This window comes from Nakamurella panacisegetis, from assembly GCF_900104535.1.
Taxonomy (GTDB): domain Bacteria; phylum Actinomycetota; class Actinomycetes; order Mycobacteriales; family Nakamurellaceae; genus Nakamurella; species Nakamurella panacisegetis.
This window is the reverse complement of record NZ_LT629710.1, coordinates 757,121-776,146: the sequence shown is the minus strand read 5'-3', so window position 1 is coordinate 776,146 and position 19,026 is coordinate 757,121. Positions and strand designations below refer to the sequence as shown.

23 protein-coding genes and 1 tRNA gene are annotated in these 19,026 nt (G+C 68.2%); 13 read left to right on the top strand and 11 right to left on the bottom strand.

Going from position 1 to position 19,026, the window contains the following annotated elements; genetic code table 11:
- The first annotated feature begins 118 nt into the window (after window positions 1-118).
- From BLS97_RS03385 to BLS97_RS03365, 5 genes are all read left to right on the top strand, one after another.
- Window positions 119-1,219, top strand: coding sequence for a substrate-binding domain-containing protein (locus BLS97_RS03385; protein WP_157695151.1), 1,101 nt, complete (start codon window positions 119-121; stop codon window positions 1,217-1,219).
- On the top strand, window positions 1,216-2,244 hold the full coding sequence (locus BLS97_RS03380) for an ABC transporter permease (protein ID WP_090474593.1): 1,029 nt from the start codon (window positions 1,216-1,218) through the stop codon (window positions 2,242-2,244). The genes BLS97_RS03385 and BLS97_RS03380 overlap by 4 nt, the downstream gene beginning before the upstream one ends.
- Window positions 2,241-2,990: an ATP-binding cassette domain-containing protein gene (locus tag BLS97_RS03375; RefSeq protein WP_090474592.1), complete on the top strand. Its 750-nt coding sequence runs from the start codon at window positions 2,241-2,243 to the stop codon at window positions 2,988-2,990. The genes BLS97_RS03380 and BLS97_RS03375 overlap by 4 nt, the downstream gene beginning before the upstream one ends.
- Window positions 2,991-3,130: 140 nt before the next feature.
- Window positions 3,131-4,153: an ABC transporter ATP-binding protein gene (locus BLS97_RS03370; protein ID WP_231988330.1), complete on the top strand. Its 1,023-nt coding sequence runs from the start codon at window positions 3,131-3,133 to the stop codon at window positions 4,151-4,153.
- Window positions 4,150-4,920, top strand: a complete 771-nt coding sequence (locus tag BLS97_RS03365; RefSeq protein ID WP_157695150.1) for an ABC transporter permease — start codon at window positions 4,150-4,152, stop codon at window positions 4,918-4,920. Before BLS97_RS03370 ends, BLS97_RS03365 begins: the two co-directional genes overlap by 4 nt.
- A gap of 71 nt (window positions 4,921-4,991) precedes the next feature.
- Here the strand turns inward: BLS97_RS03365 and BLS97_RS03360 are convergent, their stop codons facing one another.
- Window positions 4,992-5,870, bottom strand: a complete 879-nt coding sequence (locus tag BLS97_RS03360; protein WP_157695149.1) for a DMT family transporter — start codon at window positions 5,868-5,870, stop codon at window positions 4,992-4,994.
- 168 nt (window positions 5,871-6,038) lie between these two features.
- On the opposite strand from BLS97_RS03360, the gene BLS97_RS03355 reads away from it, so the two are divergent.
- Entirely contained in the window at window positions 6,039-6,848 is an 810-nt protein-coding gene (locus BLS97_RS03355) for a glycosyltransferase family 2 protein (protein WP_157695148.1), read from the top strand.
- Window positions 6,841-7,590, top strand: a complete 750-nt coding sequence (locus BLS97_RS03350; protein WP_197676391.1) for a polysaccharide deacetylase family protein — start codon at window positions 6,841-6,843, stop codon at window positions 7,588-7,590. The genes BLS97_RS03355 and BLS97_RS03350 overlap by 8 nt, the downstream gene beginning before the upstream one ends.
- A gap of 138 nt (window positions 7,591-7,728) precedes the next feature.
- Here BLS97_RS03350 and BLS97_RS03345 read toward each other — a convergent pair whose 3' ends face one another.
- The gene (locus tag BLS97_RS03345; protein WP_090474588.1) at window positions 7,729-8,448 is read right to left on the bottom strand and encodes an SDR family oxidoreductase; all 720 of its coding nucleotides are present in this window, start codon (window positions 8,446-8,448) and stop codon (window positions 7,729-7,731) included.
- A gap of 118 nt (window positions 8,449-8,566) precedes the next feature.
- Here BLS97_RS03345 and BLS97_RS03340 point away from each other — a divergent pair, with 118 nt between their 5' ends.
- Window positions 8,567-9,445 (top strand): LysR family transcriptional regulator, encoded by an 879-nt coding sequence (locus tag BLS97_RS03340; RefSeq protein WP_090474587.1) that lies wholly within the window; start codon window positions 8,567-8,569, stop codon window positions 9,443-9,445.
- Between the two features lie 63 nt (window positions 9,446-9,508).
- Here BLS97_RS03340 and BLS97_RS22625 read toward each other — a convergent pair whose 3' ends face one another.
- The 4 genes from BLS97_RS22625 to BLS97_RS03325 form a co-directional block, all read right to left on the bottom strand.
- Window positions 9,509-9,688, bottom strand: a complete 180-nt coding sequence (locus BLS97_RS22625; protein WP_157695147.1) for a hypothetical protein — start codon at window positions 9,686-9,688, stop codon at window positions 9,509-9,511.
- A gap of 100 nt (window positions 9,689-9,788) precedes the next feature.
- Window positions 9,789-10,775 (bottom strand): zinc-binding alcohol dehydrogenase family protein, encoded by a 987-nt coding sequence (locus tag BLS97_RS03335; protein ID WP_090474586.1) that lies wholly within the window; start codon window positions 10,773-10,775, stop codon window positions 9,789-9,791.
- Window positions 10,772-11,260: a MarR family winged helix-turn-helix transcriptional regulator gene (locus BLS97_RS03330; RefSeq protein ID WP_090474585.1), complete on the bottom strand. Its 489-nt coding sequence runs from the start codon at window positions 11,258-11,260 to the stop codon at window positions 10,772-10,774. Before BLS97_RS03330 ends, BLS97_RS03335 begins: the two co-directional genes overlap by 4 nt.
- A gap of 393 nt (window positions 11,261-11,653) precedes the next feature.
- A tRNA-Arg gene (locus BLS97_RS03325) sits at window positions 11,654-11,726 on the bottom strand.
- A gap of 150 nt (window positions 11,727-11,876) precedes the next feature.
- On the opposite strand from BLS97_RS03325, the gene BLS97_RS22620 reads away from it, so the two are divergent.
- Complete coding sequence (locus BLS97_RS22620; RefSeq protein ID WP_157695146.1) at window positions 11,877-12,026, top strand: hypothetical protein; 150 nt, start codon at window positions 11,877-11,879, stop codon at window positions 12,024-12,026.
- Window positions 12,027-12,072: 46 nt separating this feature from the next.
- Here BLS97_RS22620 and BLS97_RS03320 read toward each other — a convergent pair whose 3' ends face one another.
- Entirely contained in the window at window positions 12,073-12,252 is a 180-nt protein-coding gene (locus tag BLS97_RS03320; RefSeq protein ID WP_090474584.1) for a hypothetical protein, read from the bottom strand.
- Window positions 12,253-12,533: 281 nt separating this feature from the next.
- On the opposite strand from BLS97_RS03320, the gene BLS97_RS03315 reads away from it, so the two are divergent.
- Entirely contained in the window at window positions 12,534-13,475 is a 942-nt protein-coding gene (locus BLS97_RS03315) for a hypothetical protein (protein WP_090474583.1), read from the top strand.
- A 50-nt stretch (window positions 13,476-13,525) separates the two neighbouring features.
- Here BLS97_RS03315 and BLS97_RS03310 read toward each other — a convergent pair whose 3' ends face one another.
- The gene (locus tag BLS97_RS03310; protein WP_090474582.1) at window positions 13,526-15,166 is read right to left on the bottom strand and encodes a class I adenylate-forming enzyme family protein; all 1,641 of its coding nucleotides are present in this window, start codon (window positions 15,164-15,166) and stop codon (window positions 13,526-13,528) included.
- 90 nt (window positions 15,167-15,256) lie between these two features.
- On the opposite strand from BLS97_RS03310, the gene BLS97_RS03305 reads away from it, so the two are divergent.
- Complete coding sequence (locus BLS97_RS03305) at window positions 15,257-16,093, top strand: alpha/beta fold hydrolase (RefSeq protein ID WP_157695145.1); 837 nt, start codon at window positions 15,257-15,259, stop codon at window positions 16,091-16,093.
- 8 nt (window positions 16,094-16,101) lie between these two features.
- On the opposite strand, the gene BLS97_RS03300 is transcribed toward BLS97_RS03305, so the two are convergent.
- A complete protein-coding gene (locus BLS97_RS03300; RefSeq protein WP_090474581.1) occupies window positions 16,102-16,776 on the bottom strand; it encodes a histidine phosphatase family protein in 675 nt (224 codons plus the stop codon).
- Between the two features lie 117 nt (window positions 16,777-16,893).
- Between BLS97_RS03300 and BLS97_RS03295 the strand changes: the two genes are divergently transcribed.
- Together BLS97_RS03295 and BLS97_RS22615 are read left to right on the top strand one after the other, a co-directional pair.
- A complete protein-coding gene (locus BLS97_RS03295) occupies window positions 16,894-17,388 on the top strand; it encodes a MogA/MoaB family molybdenum cofactor biosynthesis protein (protein ID WP_090481190.1) in 495 nt (164 codons plus the stop codon).
- 60 nt (window positions 17,389-17,448) lie between these two features.
- Window positions 17,449-17,700 carry a hypothetical protein gene (locus tag BLS97_RS22615; protein WP_157695144.1) on the top strand — a complete coding sequence of 84 codons (252 nt, stop codon included), beginning with the start codon at window positions 17,449-17,451 and terminating at the stop codon, window positions 17,698-17,700.
- 18 nt (window positions 17,701-17,718) lie between these two features.
- On the opposite strand, the gene mscL is transcribed toward BLS97_RS22615, so the two are convergent.
- Together mscL and BLS97_RS23180 are read right to left on the bottom strand one after the other, a co-directional pair.
- On the bottom strand, window positions 17,719-18,144 hold the full coding sequence (mscL, locus tag BLS97_RS03290; protein WP_090474580.1) for a large conductance mechanosensitive channel protein MscL: 426 nt from the start codon (window positions 18,142-18,144) through the stop codon (window positions 17,719-17,721).
- 141 nt (window positions 18,145-18,285) lie between these two features.
- A complete protein-coding gene (locus BLS97_RS23180) occupies window positions 18,286-18,828 on the bottom strand; it encodes an SAF domain-containing protein (protein ID WP_090474579.1) in 543 nt (180 codons plus the stop codon).
- Window positions 18,829-19,026 lie beyond the last annotated feature (198 nt).

Genomic DNA, 19,026 nt, shown 5'->3' with positions numbered 1-19,026 from the left:
GTCAACGCCGGTCACTGTCACGACCGCCGGACGACACCCGCCCGCGCGGTCGGCCAGCCCTCAGCAAATGTTCGAATCCGAATGGTCGACGACCTTTCGGCCCACTCAAAGGAGAGAAATGAACATGTCCCGAAAGCGCTCTGCCGGCGTCACTCTCGTCGCGACGTCCCTGGTGCTGGCCGCGGCCCTGAGCGGCTGCGGAAGCTCGACAGCGGCCTCGAGCCCGAGCTCGTCCGGGTCTTCGAGCGTGTCGCCCAGCAGTGCGGCCGACAGCAGCGGCGCGCCCGCCGGCAGCGCCCCGGCGGGCAAGCTGAAGGTGGCCATGGTCATCAAGCCGCTGGACAACACGTACTTCGGCGCGATGGCCAAGGGCGCTCAGGATCAGGCCGGCAAGGACGGGGTGGCGCTGACCGTCGTCGCGGCCGACAACGTCAACGACGACTCGGGGCAGGCGGCCAAGCTCAATGCCATGGTCACCGCGGGCTACGACTGCTACATCGTGAACCCGACCAGCCAGACCAACCTGCTGACCGGTCTGGTACCGGTGTCGAAGGCCAACACGCCGATCGTGAACCTGGACCTGCCGATCGACACCAGTGCGGCGACCAAGGCCGGGGTGAAGCTGACCACGTACGTCGGCACCAACAACGAGACGGCCGGGGCGGCCGGCGGGAAGGCGATGATCAGCCAGATTCCGGCCGGGTCTCAGGTGGCGATGATCGGCGGCCTGGTCGGCGACCCCGGTAGCAACGCACGGATGAAGGGCTTCAGCGACACCGTGCAGGGCAAATTGAAGGTGGTCCAGACGGTGGCCGCCGATTTCGACAAGGCCAAGGCCAAGAGTGCGGCCAACACCATTCTGCTGGCCAACCCGGACATCAAGGGTTTCTTCACGCCCTCGGGTGATATGGCCCTGGGTATCCAGCAGGCGGTCAACGAAGCCGGGGACAAGGGCAAGGTGGCGGTCATCGGCGTCGACGGCACCCAGGACCAGCTCAAGGACATCATCGCCGGTGGTGAGCCGGCCGCCGTCGAGCAGTTTCCGTACCTGATGGGCGCCCAGTCGGTCCAGGCCTGCGTCGCGGCGAAGGCCGGGAAGACGGTGCCGGCCAAGGTCGAGACGCCCGTCCTCGTCGTCACCAAGGACAACGCGCAGGCTGCGCTGGCTGCCTTCCCCGCCCCGCCGGCCGGCTTCACCGTTCCGAATCCCTTCAAATGAGCGGCATCATCACTCGAGCGACCGCGACGACCCGGTCGTCGCCGATACCGCCGGCGCCCCAGGCCCCGTACCAGGGGCGCCTCCAGGCGGCCAAACGGCAACTGGGGAACGAGGACCTGTGGACCAGAGCGACGGCGCCGATCGCGTTGGTCGTCCTCATGGTGGTCTTCTCGATCCTGAATCCGCGGTTCCTGTCCTGGCCCAGCGTCACCAGCATGCTGGCCGACTCGACGATTCCGATCGTGCTGGCCCTGGGCGCGACCTTCGCCGTCACCCTGGCGGGAATCGATCTGTCGCTGGCCTCCACGGTCGCCCTGGGCAGCGTGACGATGGGTGTGGCCTACAACGCCGGCCTCCCGATGTGGTTCTGTGCGTTCGTGGCGCTGCTGACCGGCGTCGTGGTCGGCGCCTTCAACGGAGCCGTGATCGGGTGGGGTCGTATCCCGGACTTCATCGTCACCCTCGGAACCATGAGCCTGGTCATGGGCGTCGGCCTGATCACCTCGCAGGGTAAGCCGGTGCAGATGCCGGACGCCTCACTGTCTTTCGTAAGCGTGCACGGAATCGGCGGGATCCGGTACAACTTCCTGATCGCGATCGCCCTCGGCATCGTGCTGCACGTCGTGCTGTTCCACACCCGCTTCGGCATGCACCTGCTCGCCGTCGGCGACAACACCGACGCGTCCAAGGCGATGGCCCTCCGTGTCCCGCGGGTGAAGCTGGCCGGTTATGTGATCTGCGGCGCGATGGGTGGTGTTGGAGCAATTCTGCTCACCTCGTACATCGGATCCAGCCAGCCCGCCACCAACACCGACTATCTGCTGAAGGCGATCGCCGCCGTGGTTCTGGGTGGGGTCAGCCTGTTCGGTGGCCGGGCGACCATGATCGGTCCCATCCTCGGGGCCATCCTGCTGACGTTCCTCCAGTCGGGCCTGACCCTGCTCGGCGTCAGTGCCTTCTATTCGCCGCTGGTGATCGGCATCGTGGTCATCGCCGCGGCGCTGCTGATGAGGGGACACAAATGAGCGCCGCGAAGGTCGAGGTCCGCGAGATCAGAAAGACTTTCGGCAATGTCGACGCGCTGCGCGGTGCCTCGCTGGCGATCGGCCAGGGGGAGATCACCGCGATCGTCGGCGACAACGGCGCCGGGAAGTCGACTCTGGTCAAGTGCATCACCGGCCTCAACCGGCCGGACTCAGGCGAAATCCTCATCGACGGATCGCCGGTGCATTTCAATTCGCCGAAGGATGCCCGCAATTTCGGCATCGAGACGGTCTACCAGGACCTCGCCCTGTGCGATCAGCTCAGCGTGTGGCAGAACCTGTACCTCGACCGTGAACTCACTCGGGGGTTCGGTCCGATGCAGCTCCTGCGCCGTAAGCAGATGCGAACGGAAGCGCACCGTTTGGTGTCCGATCTGGCGGTCAACGTGCCCCACGTGACCCAACCGGTGAAACGACTGTCCGGCGGTCAACGCCAGGCGGTCGCCATCGCCCGTGGGGTCATGTGGGCCCGGGGAATGATCGTGCTCGACGAGCCGACGGCCGCACTCGGGCTGCGGGAGACCGCGCAGGTCGAGGCGCTCATCAAGCGGGTCGTCGCCGCCGGGCAGACGGTGCTGATCGTCACGCACAACTTCGAGCAGGTGAAACGGCTCTCGTCCCAGGTATGGGTGATGCGCGCGGGCAGCGTCGTCGCCGGCGTCCGTACCGCCGACGTCACCGGGGAGGAGATCGTGGGTCTGGTCACCGGCGCCATCGGCGCCGTCTGATCACTCGGAGAGCCGGCCGCCGTACCGCTGCGCGCCGGTGGGACGTTCGGCATCGGCCTTCGGGACGTTCGGCTCTCACCGCGCCCGGGCGTGCACTCCATCATCGGCTCCGGGGCTGACGAGACGAGGAAGGTCCGGTCGTGGCACACACCCGAAAGAACATCCTCGGGTCCCGCCGACACGTGGCCGAGCGGTTCGAAGGCGGGCCGGCGGGCGACGGAGATGTGGCCGTTCGGGTGCGCGGGCTGACCAAGTCCTATTCCGGGGATCGTGCCGTTGCCGGCATCGACTTCGAGATCCGCCGCGGCGAGATCTTCGCCCTCCTCGGGCCCAACGGTGCCGGCAAGACCACCACGGTCGAGATCCTGGAAGGGTATCGGTCCCGTGACGGCGGCGAGGTCACGGTGCTCGGATACGACCCGGGCACCCAACGGGCCGCCCTGAAGAGCCATATCGGCTTCGTGCTCCAGTCAACGGGCGTCGAACCCTACTTGTCGGTCCGCGAGACCGTCACCATGTACGCAGACCTGTACCCCCGGCACCGGCCGGTCGACGAGGTGATCGAACTCGTCGGGTTGGGCGAGAAGGGGAACGAGCGGGTGAACCGGCTCTCCGGCGGCCAGCAGCGCCGGCTCGACCTGGCCATCGCCTTCGTGGGTGACCCGGAGCTGCTGTTCCTGGATGAGCCGACCACCGGTTTCGACCCGTCGGCCCGTCGAGAAGCCTGGGAGGTCGTGAAGAACCTGGCTGCGCTGGGGAAGACCGTGGTATTGACGACGCACTTCATGGACGAGGCCCAGTACCTGGCGGATCAGGTCGTCATCCTCGCCAAGGGCCGGATCGTGGCTGACGGGGCGCCGGCCTCCCTCGGGGCGCGCGACCGGGCCATGGCGAGGGTGCGCTTTCGCCTCCCCCCGGGCATCGCCGCGCCTGAAGGTCTGGGCGGCGAACCCGGGCCCGACGGCTTCACCGAGATCGACGTGGACGATGCGGTCGTCGAGGTCCACGATCTGCTGCACTGGGCCGTCGATCAGAAGGTCGGCCTGGAAGGCTTCGAGGTCCGCCGCCCCTCGCTCGAAGATGTCTATCTCCGGTTGACCGGCACCACATCGGGCGACGGCCACCTGTCATGGACCAACCGTCCGGCCGGAGAGTGGCCGTGAGCACCGTCGGATTGACCCTCTCCCAGGCCCGCTACGTCAACAAGGCATTCTGGCGCAATCCGGCGCGCGTCTTCTTCACCTTCGCCTTCCCGCTGATGCTCCTCGTCATCTTCACCTCCCTGCTGGGCAACGGGACAGTGCTCGTGGGTTCTTCGGCGGTCAAGGAATCGACGTACTACGTGGCCGCCATGGCAGCCTTCGCCGTCATTCAGGCCTGTTACTCGAACATCGCCAGTTCGGTCACTGCTCAGCGAGACGCCGGAATCCTGAAGCGAATCGACGGGTCGCCCCTGCCGAAGGGCCCGTTCATGGGCTCTCGGATCCTGCATTCGGTGGTGGTGGCGGTCATGCTCGTGCTTCTGACCGCCGCGTTCGGTCGGGCCTTCTACAGTTCCCACATTCCGACCGGCACCGCGATCGTCGAGTTCCTCGTGATGCTCGTGATCGGCTCGGCGTCCTTCTGCGCTCTCGGCCTGGCCATCACCGCCGTGATTCCGAACGCTGATGCCTCCGCCCCCGTGGTCTTCGGCACCGTGCTTCCGCTCTGTTTCGTTTCCGGAATCTTCATCCCGTTCGGAAACAGCGCCCCCAATTGGATCCTCTGGGTCGGACGGATCTTCCCGATCAAACACTTTGCCAACGGCGTCATGGCCGGCTTTCTCGGTACGCCCTTCGATTGGTGGGACGTTCTCGTCGTCGCCCTCTGGGGCGCAGCCGGAGTTCTCTTCGCGGTCCGCCGGTTCAGTTGGGAACCACGGACCGGATAGCCGCCCTCACTGTCGACTTCGCGCGGGATGGTCGGGCAGCGGAGCCGGGATCGGCACCTGCTTTGGGCCGGCTACTGATCCGCGTCTGGTTCCGGACCGGCCGACAACGTCAGGACGTGGGACGGCGATCGCACCAACAGGGCGATGCCGGCCGTCACGATCGCCGCGCAGGCCAGGATCAGGCTCATGCGCACCAGGCCGTGGGGCAGAGATTCGTGCAGGGTCAGGGCGCCGGCGATGATGGCGGCCGGCGGGTCGATGACGACCGCGGTGGCCAGGGAGGCGGCGAAATGCCCGGCTCGGTAGGCGTGCTGCAGCATCAGGTATCCGACGCAGACCAGGACGGCGATGCCGATCGCGGCCACCACGATCGCCGCCGGATGGGGCCTTTCGATGAGCAGGAGCAGGGCACGGGCGAACACCGCGACCACGCCGAAGGCGATGCCGCCCCCGGCGGCCAGAACCACGGCCCTGACCCGGCCCGGACTGCGGTGGGCGAGCGCCATCAGGCCGCCCAAGAGGGCCACGGTGCCGACGATGACGAAGACCACCGGTGTGGCCCTCTCGATGGTCGACTGCGTCTGGCCCGGGGTCAGCGCAAGGAACAGGGCCAGCCCGATCAACACGACCAGGGCCGCGGCGACGTCTCTCCGCGGCACCGGCGTGCGGCGGAGGATCGCCACCATGGGAATCGCGAACAGGAGTCCGGTGACGCCCACCGGTTGCACGACCGCGATGGTGCCGAAGGACAGGGCCACGATGTGGAGAGCGGCCGCGAGCACGTCGGCCACGATGCCGGCCAGCCACCAGGGACGGTGGGCGAGTCGCCACAACAGCCGCGGATCGGAAGCACCGATCTCGGTCGCGAGGCCCGCTTCGCGCTGCTGCAGGGTGGCGGCCAGGGCGAAGAAGAAGGCGCTGATCAGTGCAACCGAGATGGCGGCCGTCACCGACGGGCTCCCGAATCGCGGCGGGACGGGGGATGCTGGTGCCGCATCGGTGTCGCCGACCTCCTGCCGTGCACGGTACGGCGCCGGCCGGTCGCGCGCAGTGCCTGACATACTACCGAGCAGATAGTACGTAGCGTACGAAGTAGAACGAGAAAGTTGGGTTGCATCGTGGTCGAGGTTTCCGCCGGCGGAGCGGTCGAGTTCCGCTACAGCGTAGTCATTCCGGCCTTCAACGAAGAGTTCTACCTGGCTGACACGCTCGCCTCGCTGGCTGCGCAGAACTTCGCGGGCGACGTCGAGATCATCGTCGTCGACAACAACAGCACCGACCGAACGGCGGCGATCGCCGAGGCCAACGGGGCGACGGTCGTGTTCGAATCGGAGCGTGGGGTCTGCCACGCCCGGCAGCGCGGCACCGAGTTGGCCCGCGGCGAGATCGTCGTCTCGGCGGATGCCGACACCGTCTATCACCCCGATTGGCTCAGCACGATCGAGGCGTGGTTCGTCGCCCACCCGTTCGGCATCGCCGTCGGCGGCCCCTGCTACTTCCATGACGGCCCGGCCTGGGGCCTGTGGCTCCAGCGGCGGCTCTTCGGCGTGGTCAACCTGGTCGCCCGGCTGGGTGGCCCGGTCATCTACATCACCGCCACCAACTTCGCCTTTCGGCGCGACGCGTTTCGTGGTTACGACACGCGGCTGGCCCAAGGGGGTGACGAGCTGGACCTGCTCCGCGGGCTGCGGAAGCAGGGGCTGGTTGCGTTCGATCCGAACAACGCCATCCAGACGTCGGCCCGCCGCATGGAGGAGGGCGTCGTCTACAACTTCGCCGTCTCGTTCTTCTACTACTACATTCTCGGGTACGCGCTCAACCGCATCTTCCGTCGCCCGATTCTCGGGATGGCCCCCGCGTTCCGCCGGGCGAAGGGCAACTCGGGTACGCGCGGGTCGCTGTCGGTCGACGGTCGCCGCGATGGCTGACCGGCGCCGGGGCCGCTGGCTCTCCGCCCTGGGGGCGGCCGCGGCGGCCGGTTATTGGGCCATGTTCTCCAGCTACTCACAGATGATCTGCGACTTCCCGTTCCGGGCCCGGCCGGTCGACGACCGGGTCATCGCCCTGACCTTCGACGACGGACCGAACGAGCCGTTCACCAGCCAGATCGCCGACTTCCTGCACGAGCAGGACATCACGGCCACCTTCTTCCAGGTCGGCCGCTGTGTGGAGCGGCACCCGGGCGTCACCGCCCGGATGATCGACCAAGGCCACGTCATCGGGAACCACAGCTGGTCCCATCAGATGACCCGCTGCATCCGACCGGGTGCCCAACGGGTGGAGACGGCTCGCACGCAGGCCCTGCTGACCGAGGCCATTGGGCGGGTACCCATGCTGTACCGGCCGCCGTGGCTGCTCCGCACCCCGACCTTGCCCCGGGTTCTGCGTGGTGAGGGACTGCAGCCGATCTCCGGGGTGTTCTGCCACGCCTTCGAGGTGTTTCAGCCCAGTGCGCGGCGCATCGCCCGGCGGGCCCTGGCCAAGGCCCGGCCGGGCGCGATCTTGATCTTCCACGACGGATTCGACGGGCGGGGCGGTGATCGGACGAACACGGTCGGCGCAGTGAAGATCGTCGTCAGGGAGCTGCGCCGACAGGGCTATCGATTCGCCACCGTCGACGAACTCCTGGGCGTCCCGGCCTATCGCGCCGAGGAGAAGGCCAACGGGTAGCCGTCGAGCGACACGTAATCGGCGGCCGGACCCCGCCGTGCTCGGGGCCTGGGCTGACTCCACGGCTGCGCTGCGAGAAGTGCCCCTAGCAGGATTCGAACCTGCGACACGGTTTCTCACATCTAGGCTCTGTCGGGCTTAGACCAGGAGGGCCCCGCCGTCGACCGGTATCGCGGTTCCGGTCATGAACGACTGAGTCATCGAGTAGAGGAATGCCTGCGCGACGTCATCGACCTCGCCGACACGTCCGGCGGGGAGCAGTTCTGCTTGCTGGTTGTACATCGCCTGCTGGTCCTGGACGCTCATGCCGCTCCACAGCGGGCTGCGGATGATGCCCGGTTCGACGACGTTCACCCGGATGGGTGCCAGCTCAACGGCCAGCGCACTGGCGAGGCTCGTGGTCGCGCCGCACAGGCTGGACGCGACCGACCAGCCGGCGCCTGGCCGGGTGCGAGCCGAACCGGAGGTGAGGGTGATCGATCCGCCGGGGCGGATGTGCTTCGCCGCGATGCTGACGGCGTTCAGGGCTCCGAAGAATCGGACCTGGAAGAAGCCGCGGGCCTGGTCGATGTTCATGCCATCGACGGGCATGAGGCTGAGAGATTCACCTGCCGTGTAGGCGAGGTGGTCGAATTCTCCGGCTTCCTCGAAGAACGCTTGCACCGCGGCGGTGTCCAGAACATCGAGTGCGTGCCCGGTCGCGGCGGCGGACAATTCGCCGAGGGCAGCGTCGATGCTGGACTGGCGGCTGGAGGCGATGATGACCTCGGCTCCAGCGTCGACGGCGGCGTGGGCGGTGGCCAGGCCGATGCCGGATGTGCCGCCGATGATGACGACGCGCTTGTGGGTGAGAGACATGGGGTTCCTTTCGTCGAAGCCAGAGTCGAGTCTGTGCGCCGCACCTTCCTCTGTCCAAGACCTCTTTCGTATCCAGTGAAACCCATCGGGTATCAAGAATCTGTGGGAAGCTGACGGTATGCGTCCCGATTTGGATCTCCGGAAGCTCAGGTACTTCGTGGCGGTGGCCGACGAACTCAATTTCAGACGCGCAGCCGAGGTCCTGATGATCGCCCAGCCGGTCCTGTCTCGACAGATTCGGGCGTTCGAGGATGAGATCGGGTTGCAGCTGTTCGTGCGGGACACTCGGGGGACGGAGCTGACCGAGCAGGGGCAATTGCTCCACCGGGAGGCGGAGGGACTGCTTGCTTCGGCAGCGGCTGTGCGACGGCGCGTCGCCGTTGCCGCTCGCGGTGAATCAGTGTTCACGGTTGGATTCATGCCGGGGCTGGTCGTCACCGAGGCAGTACGGGCCTTCCGGCGCACCAACCCCGAGGTCGAGATGCAGGTGATGCGCACTGGCTGGGACGACCAGGTGCGGGTGCTGCATGACGGCCGTGCGGACGTGAGCTACCTTCGGCGGCCTTTCGATGCCGCCGGTCTATCAACCGAATCGCTTTTCTCCGAGCCGCGTGTGGTCATGCTGCCGTCGGATCACGAGCTCGCAACGGCCGAGGGTGTGCTGCTCAGCGACCTAACGGCGGAGCAACTCCTACAAGACCCGGCCGCCGTGCCTGAATGGGCGGCCGCGGCCGCTGAGATGCGCCGCCGGCGCGGTTCAGCGCGAGCAGCACATCGCACGGTGGAGGAGAAGCTGGAACTGGTCGCTGTTGGGCAGGGGATCGCGATCTTTCCGTTGTCGACAGCGCGGTTCTATCGGCGTGCTGACGTCCGGTTCGTTCCGGTCACCGACCTTCCACCGACCGAGGTTCATCTGGGCTGGGAGCGAGGCCGAACGTCGCGGCTTATCCACGAATTCGTGGCAACGGTGCGGGACGTCAACCGGCCGCCGACATAGAGCTTGTGCACACGTGCACGCCGAGACGCGGCTGGGGCTGACCGAGGGCGACACTTGGCGGGACTACCGGGCATTGAGCCCGTTAGGCATCCGCCGAGCAGCTGACGCTGCATCGGTCGAGTCGGACGCCCCACCCGCGGCGACGGCCACCCCGGCATCATGACGGCACGCCGTGAGCAGCACCGCGGCCACCAGCAACAGCGGGAACACGGCGAGGGCCGAACGGGACCGACGTGGACGCACGGAGATCGTGGCTCCTCGGGAGGTGATGCATTCGGTAAGCGACTGCGCAGAACGCCGTCTTCCCATACAGATGCATCGAAGCCGCAGAATCGGACGAACGTCACATTCCGGTGGTCACCACCAGCTTTCCGACGGCCTGCCCGGACTCCATTGCGGCATGCGCCGCGACGATCTCGTCGAAGCTGTAGACGTGGTGGATCGGGAGCGCGGCGTTCCCGGAGCCGACCGTGTCGAGAAATTCCTGAAGCACGCCCGACGACAGGTCGGAGGCGTCACCGGAATAGGCCGCCAGGCGCACTCCGCGGGGGAGGTAGTCGTTGGGGTAGAAATCCTTCACGGTCCACTGGTTGGACAACATCCCGGTGAAACAGACGACGCCGTGGACCCGGACCGCCCGGAGTGTATCGGGAAGCGTGGGTGTGCCGACGAGTTCCAAGGCGCAGTCGACGCCGTCCGGGCATAGGGCTCGAGCCTGAGATGCGACCGCTCCGTCGTCGACCAGCACGTGATCGACACCGATAGCCCGGAGCGCGTCGGCCCGCCCCGGGTTGCGGGTGGTGGACAGCACCGTCATGCCGTGTCGCTTGGCCAATACTGCGGTGGCCATCCCGACCGATGAGGTGCCCCCGCGGATCAGGATCGACTGGCCGGGCTGGACGTCGAGACCGACCGTCATTGATCCGTAGGCGGTCTGCAGCATCTCCGGCACGGCACCGAGCGTCGACCAGGGCAGATCGCTGGCGAAGCCGATCACCTGGGAGACCGGCACGCAGGTGTACTCGGCGTAACCGCCGTCGTACTGGCGACCCATTCCGCCCATCATCGCCATCACCTGTTGGCCGACGACGAACTCGCCGCCGGGGCACTCCTGCACGACACCGGTCGCCTCGATGCCGAGAACGCGGGGAAAGGTGACCCCTTCCGCCAGGCCGAGCCGGGTGTGCAACTCGGATCGATTGAGGCCGAACGCCTTCACCTTGATCAGCACCCAGCCGCGGGCAGGCGTCGGGATGGGCCGATCGCGGATGACGAGCGCTTCGGGCGGGCCTGGGGCGTCGAGAACGATGGCGCGCATGGTGCTACTCATGACGGCTTCCTCTTGATGGTGTGTCCGGCGGCCCGGAGCTTGTCCAGGGTGCCGTGCAGTTGTCGGAGCTCGGCCTCGGAAAGCACGGCGTCGAACCGTTTGTCGAGCTCCTGTTGATAGGTGGCGTTGGCCTGTTCCATCACTGTCCGGCCGTCGTCGGTGAGTTCGATCAGCGACGAACGGCGGTCGTCCGGGTTGGCCCGACGGCGGCAGTAGCCCGCTGCCTCGACCCGATCGACGAGCTTGCTGATGCCGCTCATCGTGACGACCAGATCCTCCGCGATGTCGAACACCCGGCACGTTCCGCGGGCGTCGATGGCCTGCAGGATCTCGAACCGAGCGAGCGGCAGGTCGTGCTCTGACCTCAGCCTGACGTCGAGACCGTCCCAGAGTTCGATCTGGAACCGGACCAGTTGCCGGAACAGGCCCGACAGGTCGGGATAGGTCACGACGGACCACCCGATGACCTCTGATGTGCATTCCATGGAAGCATGTTCCGAGCGTAGCACTTGGTCGAGTCGTGACGATTCGGGATAGGTGCGTTTCATCCCCGACGTCAGGCGGAACACCTTGATCGTCCGCGTCGGTCCACCGCTCGCAGAGCGCGAAGTCGGGCCAGGCCACGAGCAGTTCCTGGGTACTTGGTATAGCCGGCCCTGCTCGGAACAGCGGCGCCAGCAGTGCATCAGGGCCGGCAGGAAGGAGACCAGAGCGCGTGCGGTCCGGCTGTACCCGGAACGGGTGGAGTCCGGAGAGTCGACGTTGGACGCCCGAAGCACGTGGGCGAGTTGCGGGACATCCTGCCGGCCACGATCCGCCTGGAATGGGCAAATTATCGACAACAATTCTCAGAGGCCAAGTCGCTGACCTGCGAAAAGTGCCCCTAGCAGGATTCGAACCTGCGACACACGGTTTAGGAAACCGATGCTCTATCCCCTGAGCTATAGAGGCGGGTAACGCCAGATCAGGGTAGCCGGTCGCCGATGGGGCGGCGAAATCGCAGATCAGCGTCCGCTTCGGGACGGGTGACGCTTGGGCGGCTCGTCGGACGGGAACCCACGAAGGCGCAGAGCAACAAACCCCGAGCAGGAGGAACAAGCCATGACGAACGAGAGCACAGCCCCCGAGCAGGTCGACCGGCCGGACACCGAACCGGACGAGTCGAGCCCGAAGCTGGATCATCTGCAGAAGACGATCGACGAGGCCAGGGAGGCCGCTGATCGGGCATTGACCGAGCAGCGCGACGAGTGACGGTCCGGCCGAACGAGCCCCGCACGGCCGGACTGGGGATATGGGACTACCAGCCGGCCGCGATGTCGATGGCGGCCTGCTCCCGCCGGCTGCGCTCGTAGGCTTCCTCGCCTTCGACACTTCTCGGGCGGCCGTGGGTGACGGCCGGCCGCTGGGTTGGGATCGGAGTCTCGGCGTCCGTCTCGTCGGTTGGATGGATCGGAGTCGCGGGGGTGGAATCAGTCATCGTTGACCTCGTTTTCTGTACTGCTGGTGCAGAGCCACGGCGGCTTCTTTGACCGGGGCCACAACTCCATCCTGTACCGCAAACGGGCGTGCTGTAAACGCTCAGCTGTGTATGGCTGGCCACGTATTGACGACCACGATGGACACTCGGTGACGACTGGGTGAACATGGTCGCGCACTGTAGTTGACGATCACGATCCGTGAACGACGGGTTCGGGGGCTGCGTTACGCTCTCCGTGACGGGTCGGATGCCGACCGTGATGGAAGGCGGACCGGAGAGGGGTGTACGCGGTGCTGAACGGGCTGCGTCACCTCGCGATCATGTCCGTCGTGGTGCTCTCGGGAACGCTGACGGTGAGCGTCCCACTCCCGGCCGCGGCCAACAGCCTGACTCCCCAGCAGGCCGTCGATCAGGGCGTGGCCGCGGCCGCCGAGGACGGGGTGCACCAGCATGTCGCGCTCGTCGACCGGTCCACCGGGGCCCTCGTCGCGTCCAGTGGCGGCGACACCCAGGTGATCTCCGAGTCGATCGTCAAGCTGTTCACGGTCGCCTACTACCTGGTGAAGTACGACGGCACGCTGCCATCGGCCATGGCGGCCGACCTGCACGAGATGATCGTCCACTCCGACGACCGCATCGAATCCGAGTACTGGACGACGGCGGCGGTGCCGGCCATGGCCGCCCGCTACGGTCTGGCCCACACCGCGAACGGCGCCAAGACCGGCCCGCACGACTGGGGGTGGGAGTACATCACTGCGGACGACGAGGCCACGTTCCTCTACAAGGCGTCCAAGGACCCGATCGTCGGCTCGTTCCTCATGGACGCCATGGCCAACGTCGCGTCGGTGGGATCCGATGGCTTCGACCAGGACTTCGGTTTCAACTCGCTCAGTGGCGACCACGGATCCAAGCAGGGCTGGACGGACCGGAACACCTCGGCCGCCATCAACATCCATTCCGTCGGATGGACCGACAAATACTTCGGCGCAATCCTGGAGACCTCGGACTCGCCGCAGTACGACGCCATGCGGGCGGACTCCACGGCCACGGCCGACCTCATCGACGGACTCCGATCCGCGTCTGATCTGGCGGCCGCCCGACGGGCGTCGTTGGCCCAGGCCGAAGCCCTGACCGCCGCCATCAGAACCGCCATCACGGGACGGATCGCCCAGTTGCACACGGCCACGATCGACGTGTTGACCGCGGCCGGTCTGCTCGACTGATCCTCAGCCCGCCGTCCGGTCGCGTCCTGATCGGTTCGGGACGCGACCGATCAGCTGTCGCCCGGGGGATTGGCCAGCAGGCGACGAAGGGCCACCCGGTCCGGCGCCTGTCCGCGGCCGACCGTCGGGATCGCGCTCACCACCACGATCTCGTCGGGCAGTGATCCCTCGTCGACCAGCCCGGGCAAGGCGGATCGGATCGTCGCGGCCAGCGGGTGGTCGAACAGGACGGAGAAGGAGGGCGGATCGGCGGGGGCCGCCGCCCGCGTGTGCGACTCTTTCGGCTGTTCGGCCAACGCGTGGTCATTCACCGGTTGTCCGGCGGGCTGAACGGCGAGAAGCAGTCGCTCGTCGCCGGCATCGTCCGGTATTCCGATCAGCGCGGCGTGTCCGACGCCGGGGATGCTCTCGGCCAGCGGCTCGTACAGAGCGGGATAGATGAGCGTCCGCCCCCGGACGATCAGGTCTCGTTTGCGGCCGTGCAGCACCAACGACCGGCCGTCCAGGGTGGCCAGGTCGCCGGTGGCGAACTCGGTCAACGCGGGTCCGCCGACGTATCCCTTCGCCAAGGAGGGCCCGGTCAGGATCAGTTCGCCGTCCCCGGCCACCCGCGCCGTGACTCCCGGCAGCAACGCGCCGGCCGGGTCTCCCGGGCCCGACGCCGTGAGCTTCTCCTCCTCGTCGGCGATGGCCACGGCCAGGATCTCGGTCATCCCGTACACGGACAGCACGCCGACCCCCGGCAGTACTTCCAGGCTTCGGCGGACCAGCGCAGCGAGCACCGGGGCCCCGCCGACCAGGATCTGCTGCAGCGCCGGCGGTCTCGGGGCCAGGCGTTCGGACACCGCGGTCAACAGGGCGGACAGGTCGGAGGGCCGTAGGAAGGTGTGGGTGGCCCGGCCCATCCCGCGGGCGAATCGCACCGGGTCCATCCGGGCCGACGGACCGAAGGCCGGTAGTCGCCAGTGCGCACCGACGGCCAACGCCGGCAGACCGACCATCAGCTGGTGGGTGAAAACGGTTGCCCGTTCGGCGATCTGGCAGTGTGCCGCCAGTACGGTGAGGTTGGATCCCAAGGAGCCCCGGGTGTGTACCACCGCCTTCGGTGGGGCCGTGGTGCCGGCGGTGTGGATCACCACCGCCTCCGCATGCGGATCACCCCGAAGCCCGGGGAGGACCTCGTCGTCCAGCGGGTACCGACCCTTGGCCAGGCCGCTCACCGAGAGGCTCCCGCGAGGAACGCCGGGCAGCCAGGGGCCGGCGCGGAGGGTGCGAATGCCCAGGGCCGGGTAATCGGGCAGGGTCAGGGCATGCGCGCCGGGACGGATTCGGCGGTCCGTGTAGAGCACCGACTCGTTGGCCGCCCATCGCGCGCCGACCGATGCCGCCCGGGCCGCGAAGGTCGCAGTGTCCCAGCGCTGGTCGAGGAAGACGATCACGCCGCCCGCGGCGACCGTCCCGAGCAGCAGCACGATGCCGCTCGGGTCGGGTCGGACGCAGTAGAGCATCTGGTCGCCGGGGCGGAACCCGTTGCGGCGCAATCCTTTGGCGGTGGCCAGGACGGCAACCGCCAGGTCCCGGTAGCGCAGGGTGCGCCCGCGGTGGCCGGACAGCGCGGGCCGGTCGGGGTGCAGGGCCGCCGCCCGCAGGATGCGATCCAGCAGGTCTTCGGGGGTCTTCACGTTGCTCATCGGGGGCCGACCACCCCGTCACGCTACGCGCCACCTGCGCGGTTGACCTGCGGAGACGGCAGGCTGCCGCCGGTCGGGCAGGATAGGGGAGTGACCCAGCCGAACCACTCAGAACCCGACGGTGCGGCCCTGGCGGTCACCGGAGACGGCGGCGCCGCCGTCTCCGTGCGAATCGGTCCCATCGGCCAGGGCGCCCCGGTGCTCCTGATCCACGGGTTCGGCTCCAGCGCGCGTGCCAACTGGGTCGCGACCGGATGGCTGGCCCAACTGGCCCGGGCCGGCCGGACCGCCGTCACGGTCGACATCCGTGGTCACGGCCTCTCTGCCCGATCCCATCACGCGCAGGACTACAGCCTGCCCATTGTCCTGCGGGACCTGGTGGCGGTGCTGGAGGCGCTCCCGGCGGTGCTCGGGCCGGTGCCGACCGTCGACCTGATCGGCTATTCGATGGGTGGCCGGCTGGCCGGAGAACTGATCGCTGCCGCGGCGGGCGCACCCGGGGCGCAGCCGTGGCCGGACGGCCTGCCCGTCATCGGCCGGGCCGTCATCGGCGGGTATGACGGCCGGCCTCTGCTGCAGGATGTCGATCTCGCCGAATTCCGGGCGGAGCTCGGCGGTGCTCGAGGGCCGGACAGCCCGGGACGGCGGATGGCCCGGATGGTCCTGGCCGGCCGCGGAGCTGATCTCTCTGCGCTGTCGGCCTTCGTCGAGGGAATGGCGGCCGATCCGACCTGGCTGCCAGCGACGTCCGTCTCGGTCCCGACCCTGGTGGTCGCGGGCGACCGGGACCGGATCACCGACGCCACCCAGGCCTGGGCGGCCGGCCTGCCCGACGGACGGCATCTGCTGCTGCCCGGTCGCGATCACGTCAGCGCGGTCCCGTCGGCCGCGTTCCGTACCGCCGCGGTGGAGTTCCTCGCCCGCTGATCAGCGCGTTACTTCCAGGTGTCGAAAGGGCGATCGAGCACCCAGGCCGGGCCCAGTCCGAGAAGTCCGCCGCCGGTGGAGCTGCCGTTGGTGTCGAGGCGGGTGAGCACGCGGAAGTCGCCGTTGACGGGATTGCTCAGGGCCTCGAATTCGCTCACCGTCCACCCCATCAGGGCCATGCAGGCCAGCCGCATAGCCAGGCCGTGGGTCACCAGCAGGACCGTCCGATCCTGTTCGCCGGCGTCATCGGCCCAGGGCGAGGTGAGCCCGGTGAGGAATCCGGTGAGGCGGTCGTAGACGTCGGCACCGGACTCCCCGGAGTCCAGGCGGTAGAAGAAGTGCCCGAATGCGTTGCGTTCCCGCTTCTGTCGCTGCTGGCTGGCCAGATCCTGCAGGTTGCCCCAGTCCTGCTCCCGGAGCCGTGGCTCCTCCCGGACCCGGCGGATCCGGGATCCGAGGGCCAGGTGTTCCAGGGTCTGCCAGGTCCGGCGGTAGGGAGACACGAACACGTCGACCGGTTGTGGGCCTAGGAGTTCGCGTAGCCGCGCGCCGGCGTCCTTCGCCTGCTGGACGCCGACGTCGGTGAGGTCCATGGCGTGATCGGGAATCAAGCAGAACGCGGACTCGTCCACGTTCCCCACCGATTCGCCGTGCCGGATCAAGATCAGCCGCATCCGTCCCATCCTGCCGCAGCACGGACGCGCCCTGTGCACAACGGCCCACCTGACGGTGGCTACTGTGCTTGCAACGACAGTTCGCCTCCGAGCCCGGCGGCGGACAGAAAACAGGAGGTGCCGGCCATGCCGACCACACCACACGCCGGTCGCGCGCTCATCGTGTCGATCACCGACCAGCTGGTCCACGGCGAGGGCGACAACGGGGCGGGCGCGCTGGTGACGGAGTTGCTCACCGAGGCGGGGTTCGTCGTCGACGGCTCGGTTGCCGTGCCCTCCGACGCGCTCGACATCCGGAATGCGCTGAACACCGCGGTCATCGGCGGTGTCGATCTCGTGGTCACCGTCGGGGGCACCGGCATCTCGCCGCGCGACGTCACCCCCGACGTGACCGAGGAGGTGCTCGACCGGGAGCTGCCGGGCATCGCCCAGGCTCTCCGCTGGTCGGGAATGGCGGCCGGAGTCACCGACGCGGTGGTCTCGCGCGGGCTCGTCGGCGTCTCCGGTTCCACGCTGGTGGCCAATGTGGCCGGGTCCCGTCAGGCCATCCGGGACGGCCTGGCGACCCTGATCCCGTTGGCGGTCCACGTGATCGGGGAGCTCTCCGACCCGGAGATCTGATCGGCTCCGCTCCGGGCTACCTCGCGGTGGCCCGGAGCCCGGCGTGGCAAGCTGGTGGTGATGAACGCACCAGCGCCCGACCCAGCCCCCGAGACGCCGCCCGCGTCGGCGAAGACGCCGCCCGCGTCCGCTGAGACGCCGGCCGTGTCCGCTGAGCCGAAGCTTCGGCCGCGCACGATCGATCGTCGGATGCTCGACGAGATCTTCGGAGATGTGTTGCCGGACACCACGAGTGACGAACGGGGCGGTTCAGCCGACGGCGGGTACAGCGAGCAGTGGTACCGGGACAACCGCCCGCCGCATCACGGCTGACCCGACGGCCGCGGGCCGTCAGATGGTCTTTTCGATGACCGCGGCTGCGGCGTCGGTGTTCCCGGCGGCGAGCAGATCGCGGATCTCGATCAGCAGTTCCAGTTCGGTCGGGGTGGCCGGTGCCGGGATCTCTCCGCGCTTGCGGCGCTCAGCCAGCTTGTTCAGCGGCAGCACGAAGACGAAGTAGACGACGGCGGCTGTGATCAGGAAGGTGATCCCGGCCGTGATGACGGCTCCGAAGTCCATCAGGCTGGCGTCGTTGCCCTTGACCAGGCGGATGGCGAGGCCATTGACGTTGGTGCCGCCGACCGCGGCGATGATCGGGCTGATGATGTACTTGGTGAACGCCGACACCACAGCGGTGAAGGCCGTACCGATGACCACGGCGATCGCGAGTTCCACCACGTTCCCGCGCATGATGAAGTCTTTGAAACCTTTGAGCATTTTCGTGTCTCCTGGGGACGATGGCGCCGTGGTCGGCGCCGCGCTGGCTGGACGCGCCGAACCCTACGCGTCGCGGATTATCGGCAGATCAACCTTCGGCCGCCGTGCGCGAGGCCGACTCGGCGTGATCGGGATCCTCCGTCAGGTGAACCGGAGGGCCAGGGCGCCGCTCACGCCGATCGCGGTGATCCGGTCGGCCGCGCCGGTCGGGACGGCCAGCACCACCAACCGCTTGTCCGGTTCGGACTTCGACGGCGGCGGGATGGCCAGGACCACCGCATCCGGCGCCAGCAGCGTGGCCTGTCCGCTCTCGGCGACGGCCAGCACCGCAACGTGGATCCCCGGGGTGAGCAGATCGACCGTCGCCGGGTCGGCCGGCCGGACCGGCACCGCCACTCGCCCCGCACCCGGGTCAGGCCGACCGGTGGACACCAGCCGCACGTCGGTCAGGACCTCGCCCTTGCGGACCGGCGCCGACAACTGACGACCAACGGCTTGAGATGCCACGCCCAGGGCGCCGTCAGGTGGATCGGCGGCCGAGACCGTCGCGACATCGGCATCGGTCAGGGTGGCGCCGGTGGGAAGGTCACGGGTCACCGCCAGCACCCGCGATCCCGCCGGCGGGCCCGGCCGGCCGGCTACCGCCGTGACCCCGGCCGCGATCAGCAGCAGGACAGCCACCACGCGCCGGATGCGGCGAACGCGGCGCCCGCCCCGGCGCCGGCGTCCGATCAGCCCGGAAAGGCGGTCGGGCCAGTGCGGTTGCAGGCCAGGGGCCCGCCTCACCGGAGCGGCCGGGCGGCTGGTCGTAGGGGCGGCATGCACCGACGGTAGGCACCACTCGGCGCACGCGAGCGCGGCGAGTGCGGAATGTGGACCGTT

Coding starts and splice junctions, on each gene's coding strand:
- BLS97_RS03385 (WP_157695151.1), top strand. CDS start 119: ATGAACATGTCCCGAAAGCGCTCTGCCGGCGTCACTCTCGTCGCGACG.
- BLS97_RS03380 (WP_090474593.1), top strand. CDS start 1,216: ATGAGCGGCATCATCACTCGAGCGACCGCGACGACCCGGTCGTCGCCG.
- BLS97_RS03375 (WP_090474592.1), top strand. CDS start 2,241: ATGAGCGCCGCGAAGGTCGAGGTCCGCGAGATCAGAAAGACTTTCGGC.
- BLS97_RS03350 (WP_197676391.1), top strand. CDS start 6,841: ATGGCTGACCGGCGCCGGGGCCGCTGGCTCTCCGCCCTGGGGGCGGCC.
- BLS97_RS03345 (WP_090474588.1), bottom strand. CDS start 8,448: ATGTCTCTCACCCACAAGCGCGTCGTCATCATCGGCGGCACATCCGGC.
- BLS97_RS03340 (WP_090474587.1), top strand. CDS start 8,567: ATGCGTCCCGATTTGGATCTCCGGAAGCTCAGGTACTTCGTGGCGGTG.
- BLS97_RS03335 (WP_090474586.1), bottom strand. CDS start 10,775: ATGAGTAGCACCATGCGCGCCATCGTTCTCGACGCCCCAGGCCCGCCC.
- BLS97_RS03330 (WP_090474585.1), bottom strand. CDS start 11,260: ATGGAATGCACATCAGAGGTCATCGGGTGGTCCGTCGTGACCTATCCC.
- BLS97_RS22620 (WP_157695146.1), top strand. CDS start 11,877: ATGACGAACGAGAGCACAGCCCCCGAGCAGGTCGACCGGCCGGACACC.
- BLS97_RS03320 (WP_090474584.1), bottom strand. CDS start 12,252: ATGACTGATTCCACCCCCGCGACTCCGATCCATCCAACCGACGAGACG.
- BLS97_RS03310 (WP_090474582.1), bottom strand. CDS start 15,166: ATGAGCAACGTGAAGACCCCCGAAGACCTGCTGGATCGCATCCTGCGG.
- BLS97_RS03300 (WP_090474581.1), bottom strand. CDS start 16,776: ATGGGACGGATGCGGCTGATCTTGATCCGGCACGGCGAATCGGTGGGG.
- BLS97_RS03295 (WP_090481190.1), top strand. CDS start 16,894: ATGCCGACCACACCACACGCCGGTCGCGCGCTCATCGTGTCGATCACC.
- BLS97_RS22615 (WP_157695144.1), top strand. CDS start 17,449: ATGAACGCACCAGCGCCCGACCCAGCCCCCGAGACGCCGCCCGCGTCG.
- mscL (WP_090474580.1), bottom strand. CDS start 18,144: ATGCTCAAAGGTTTCAAAGACTTCATCATGCGCGGGAACGTGGTGGAA.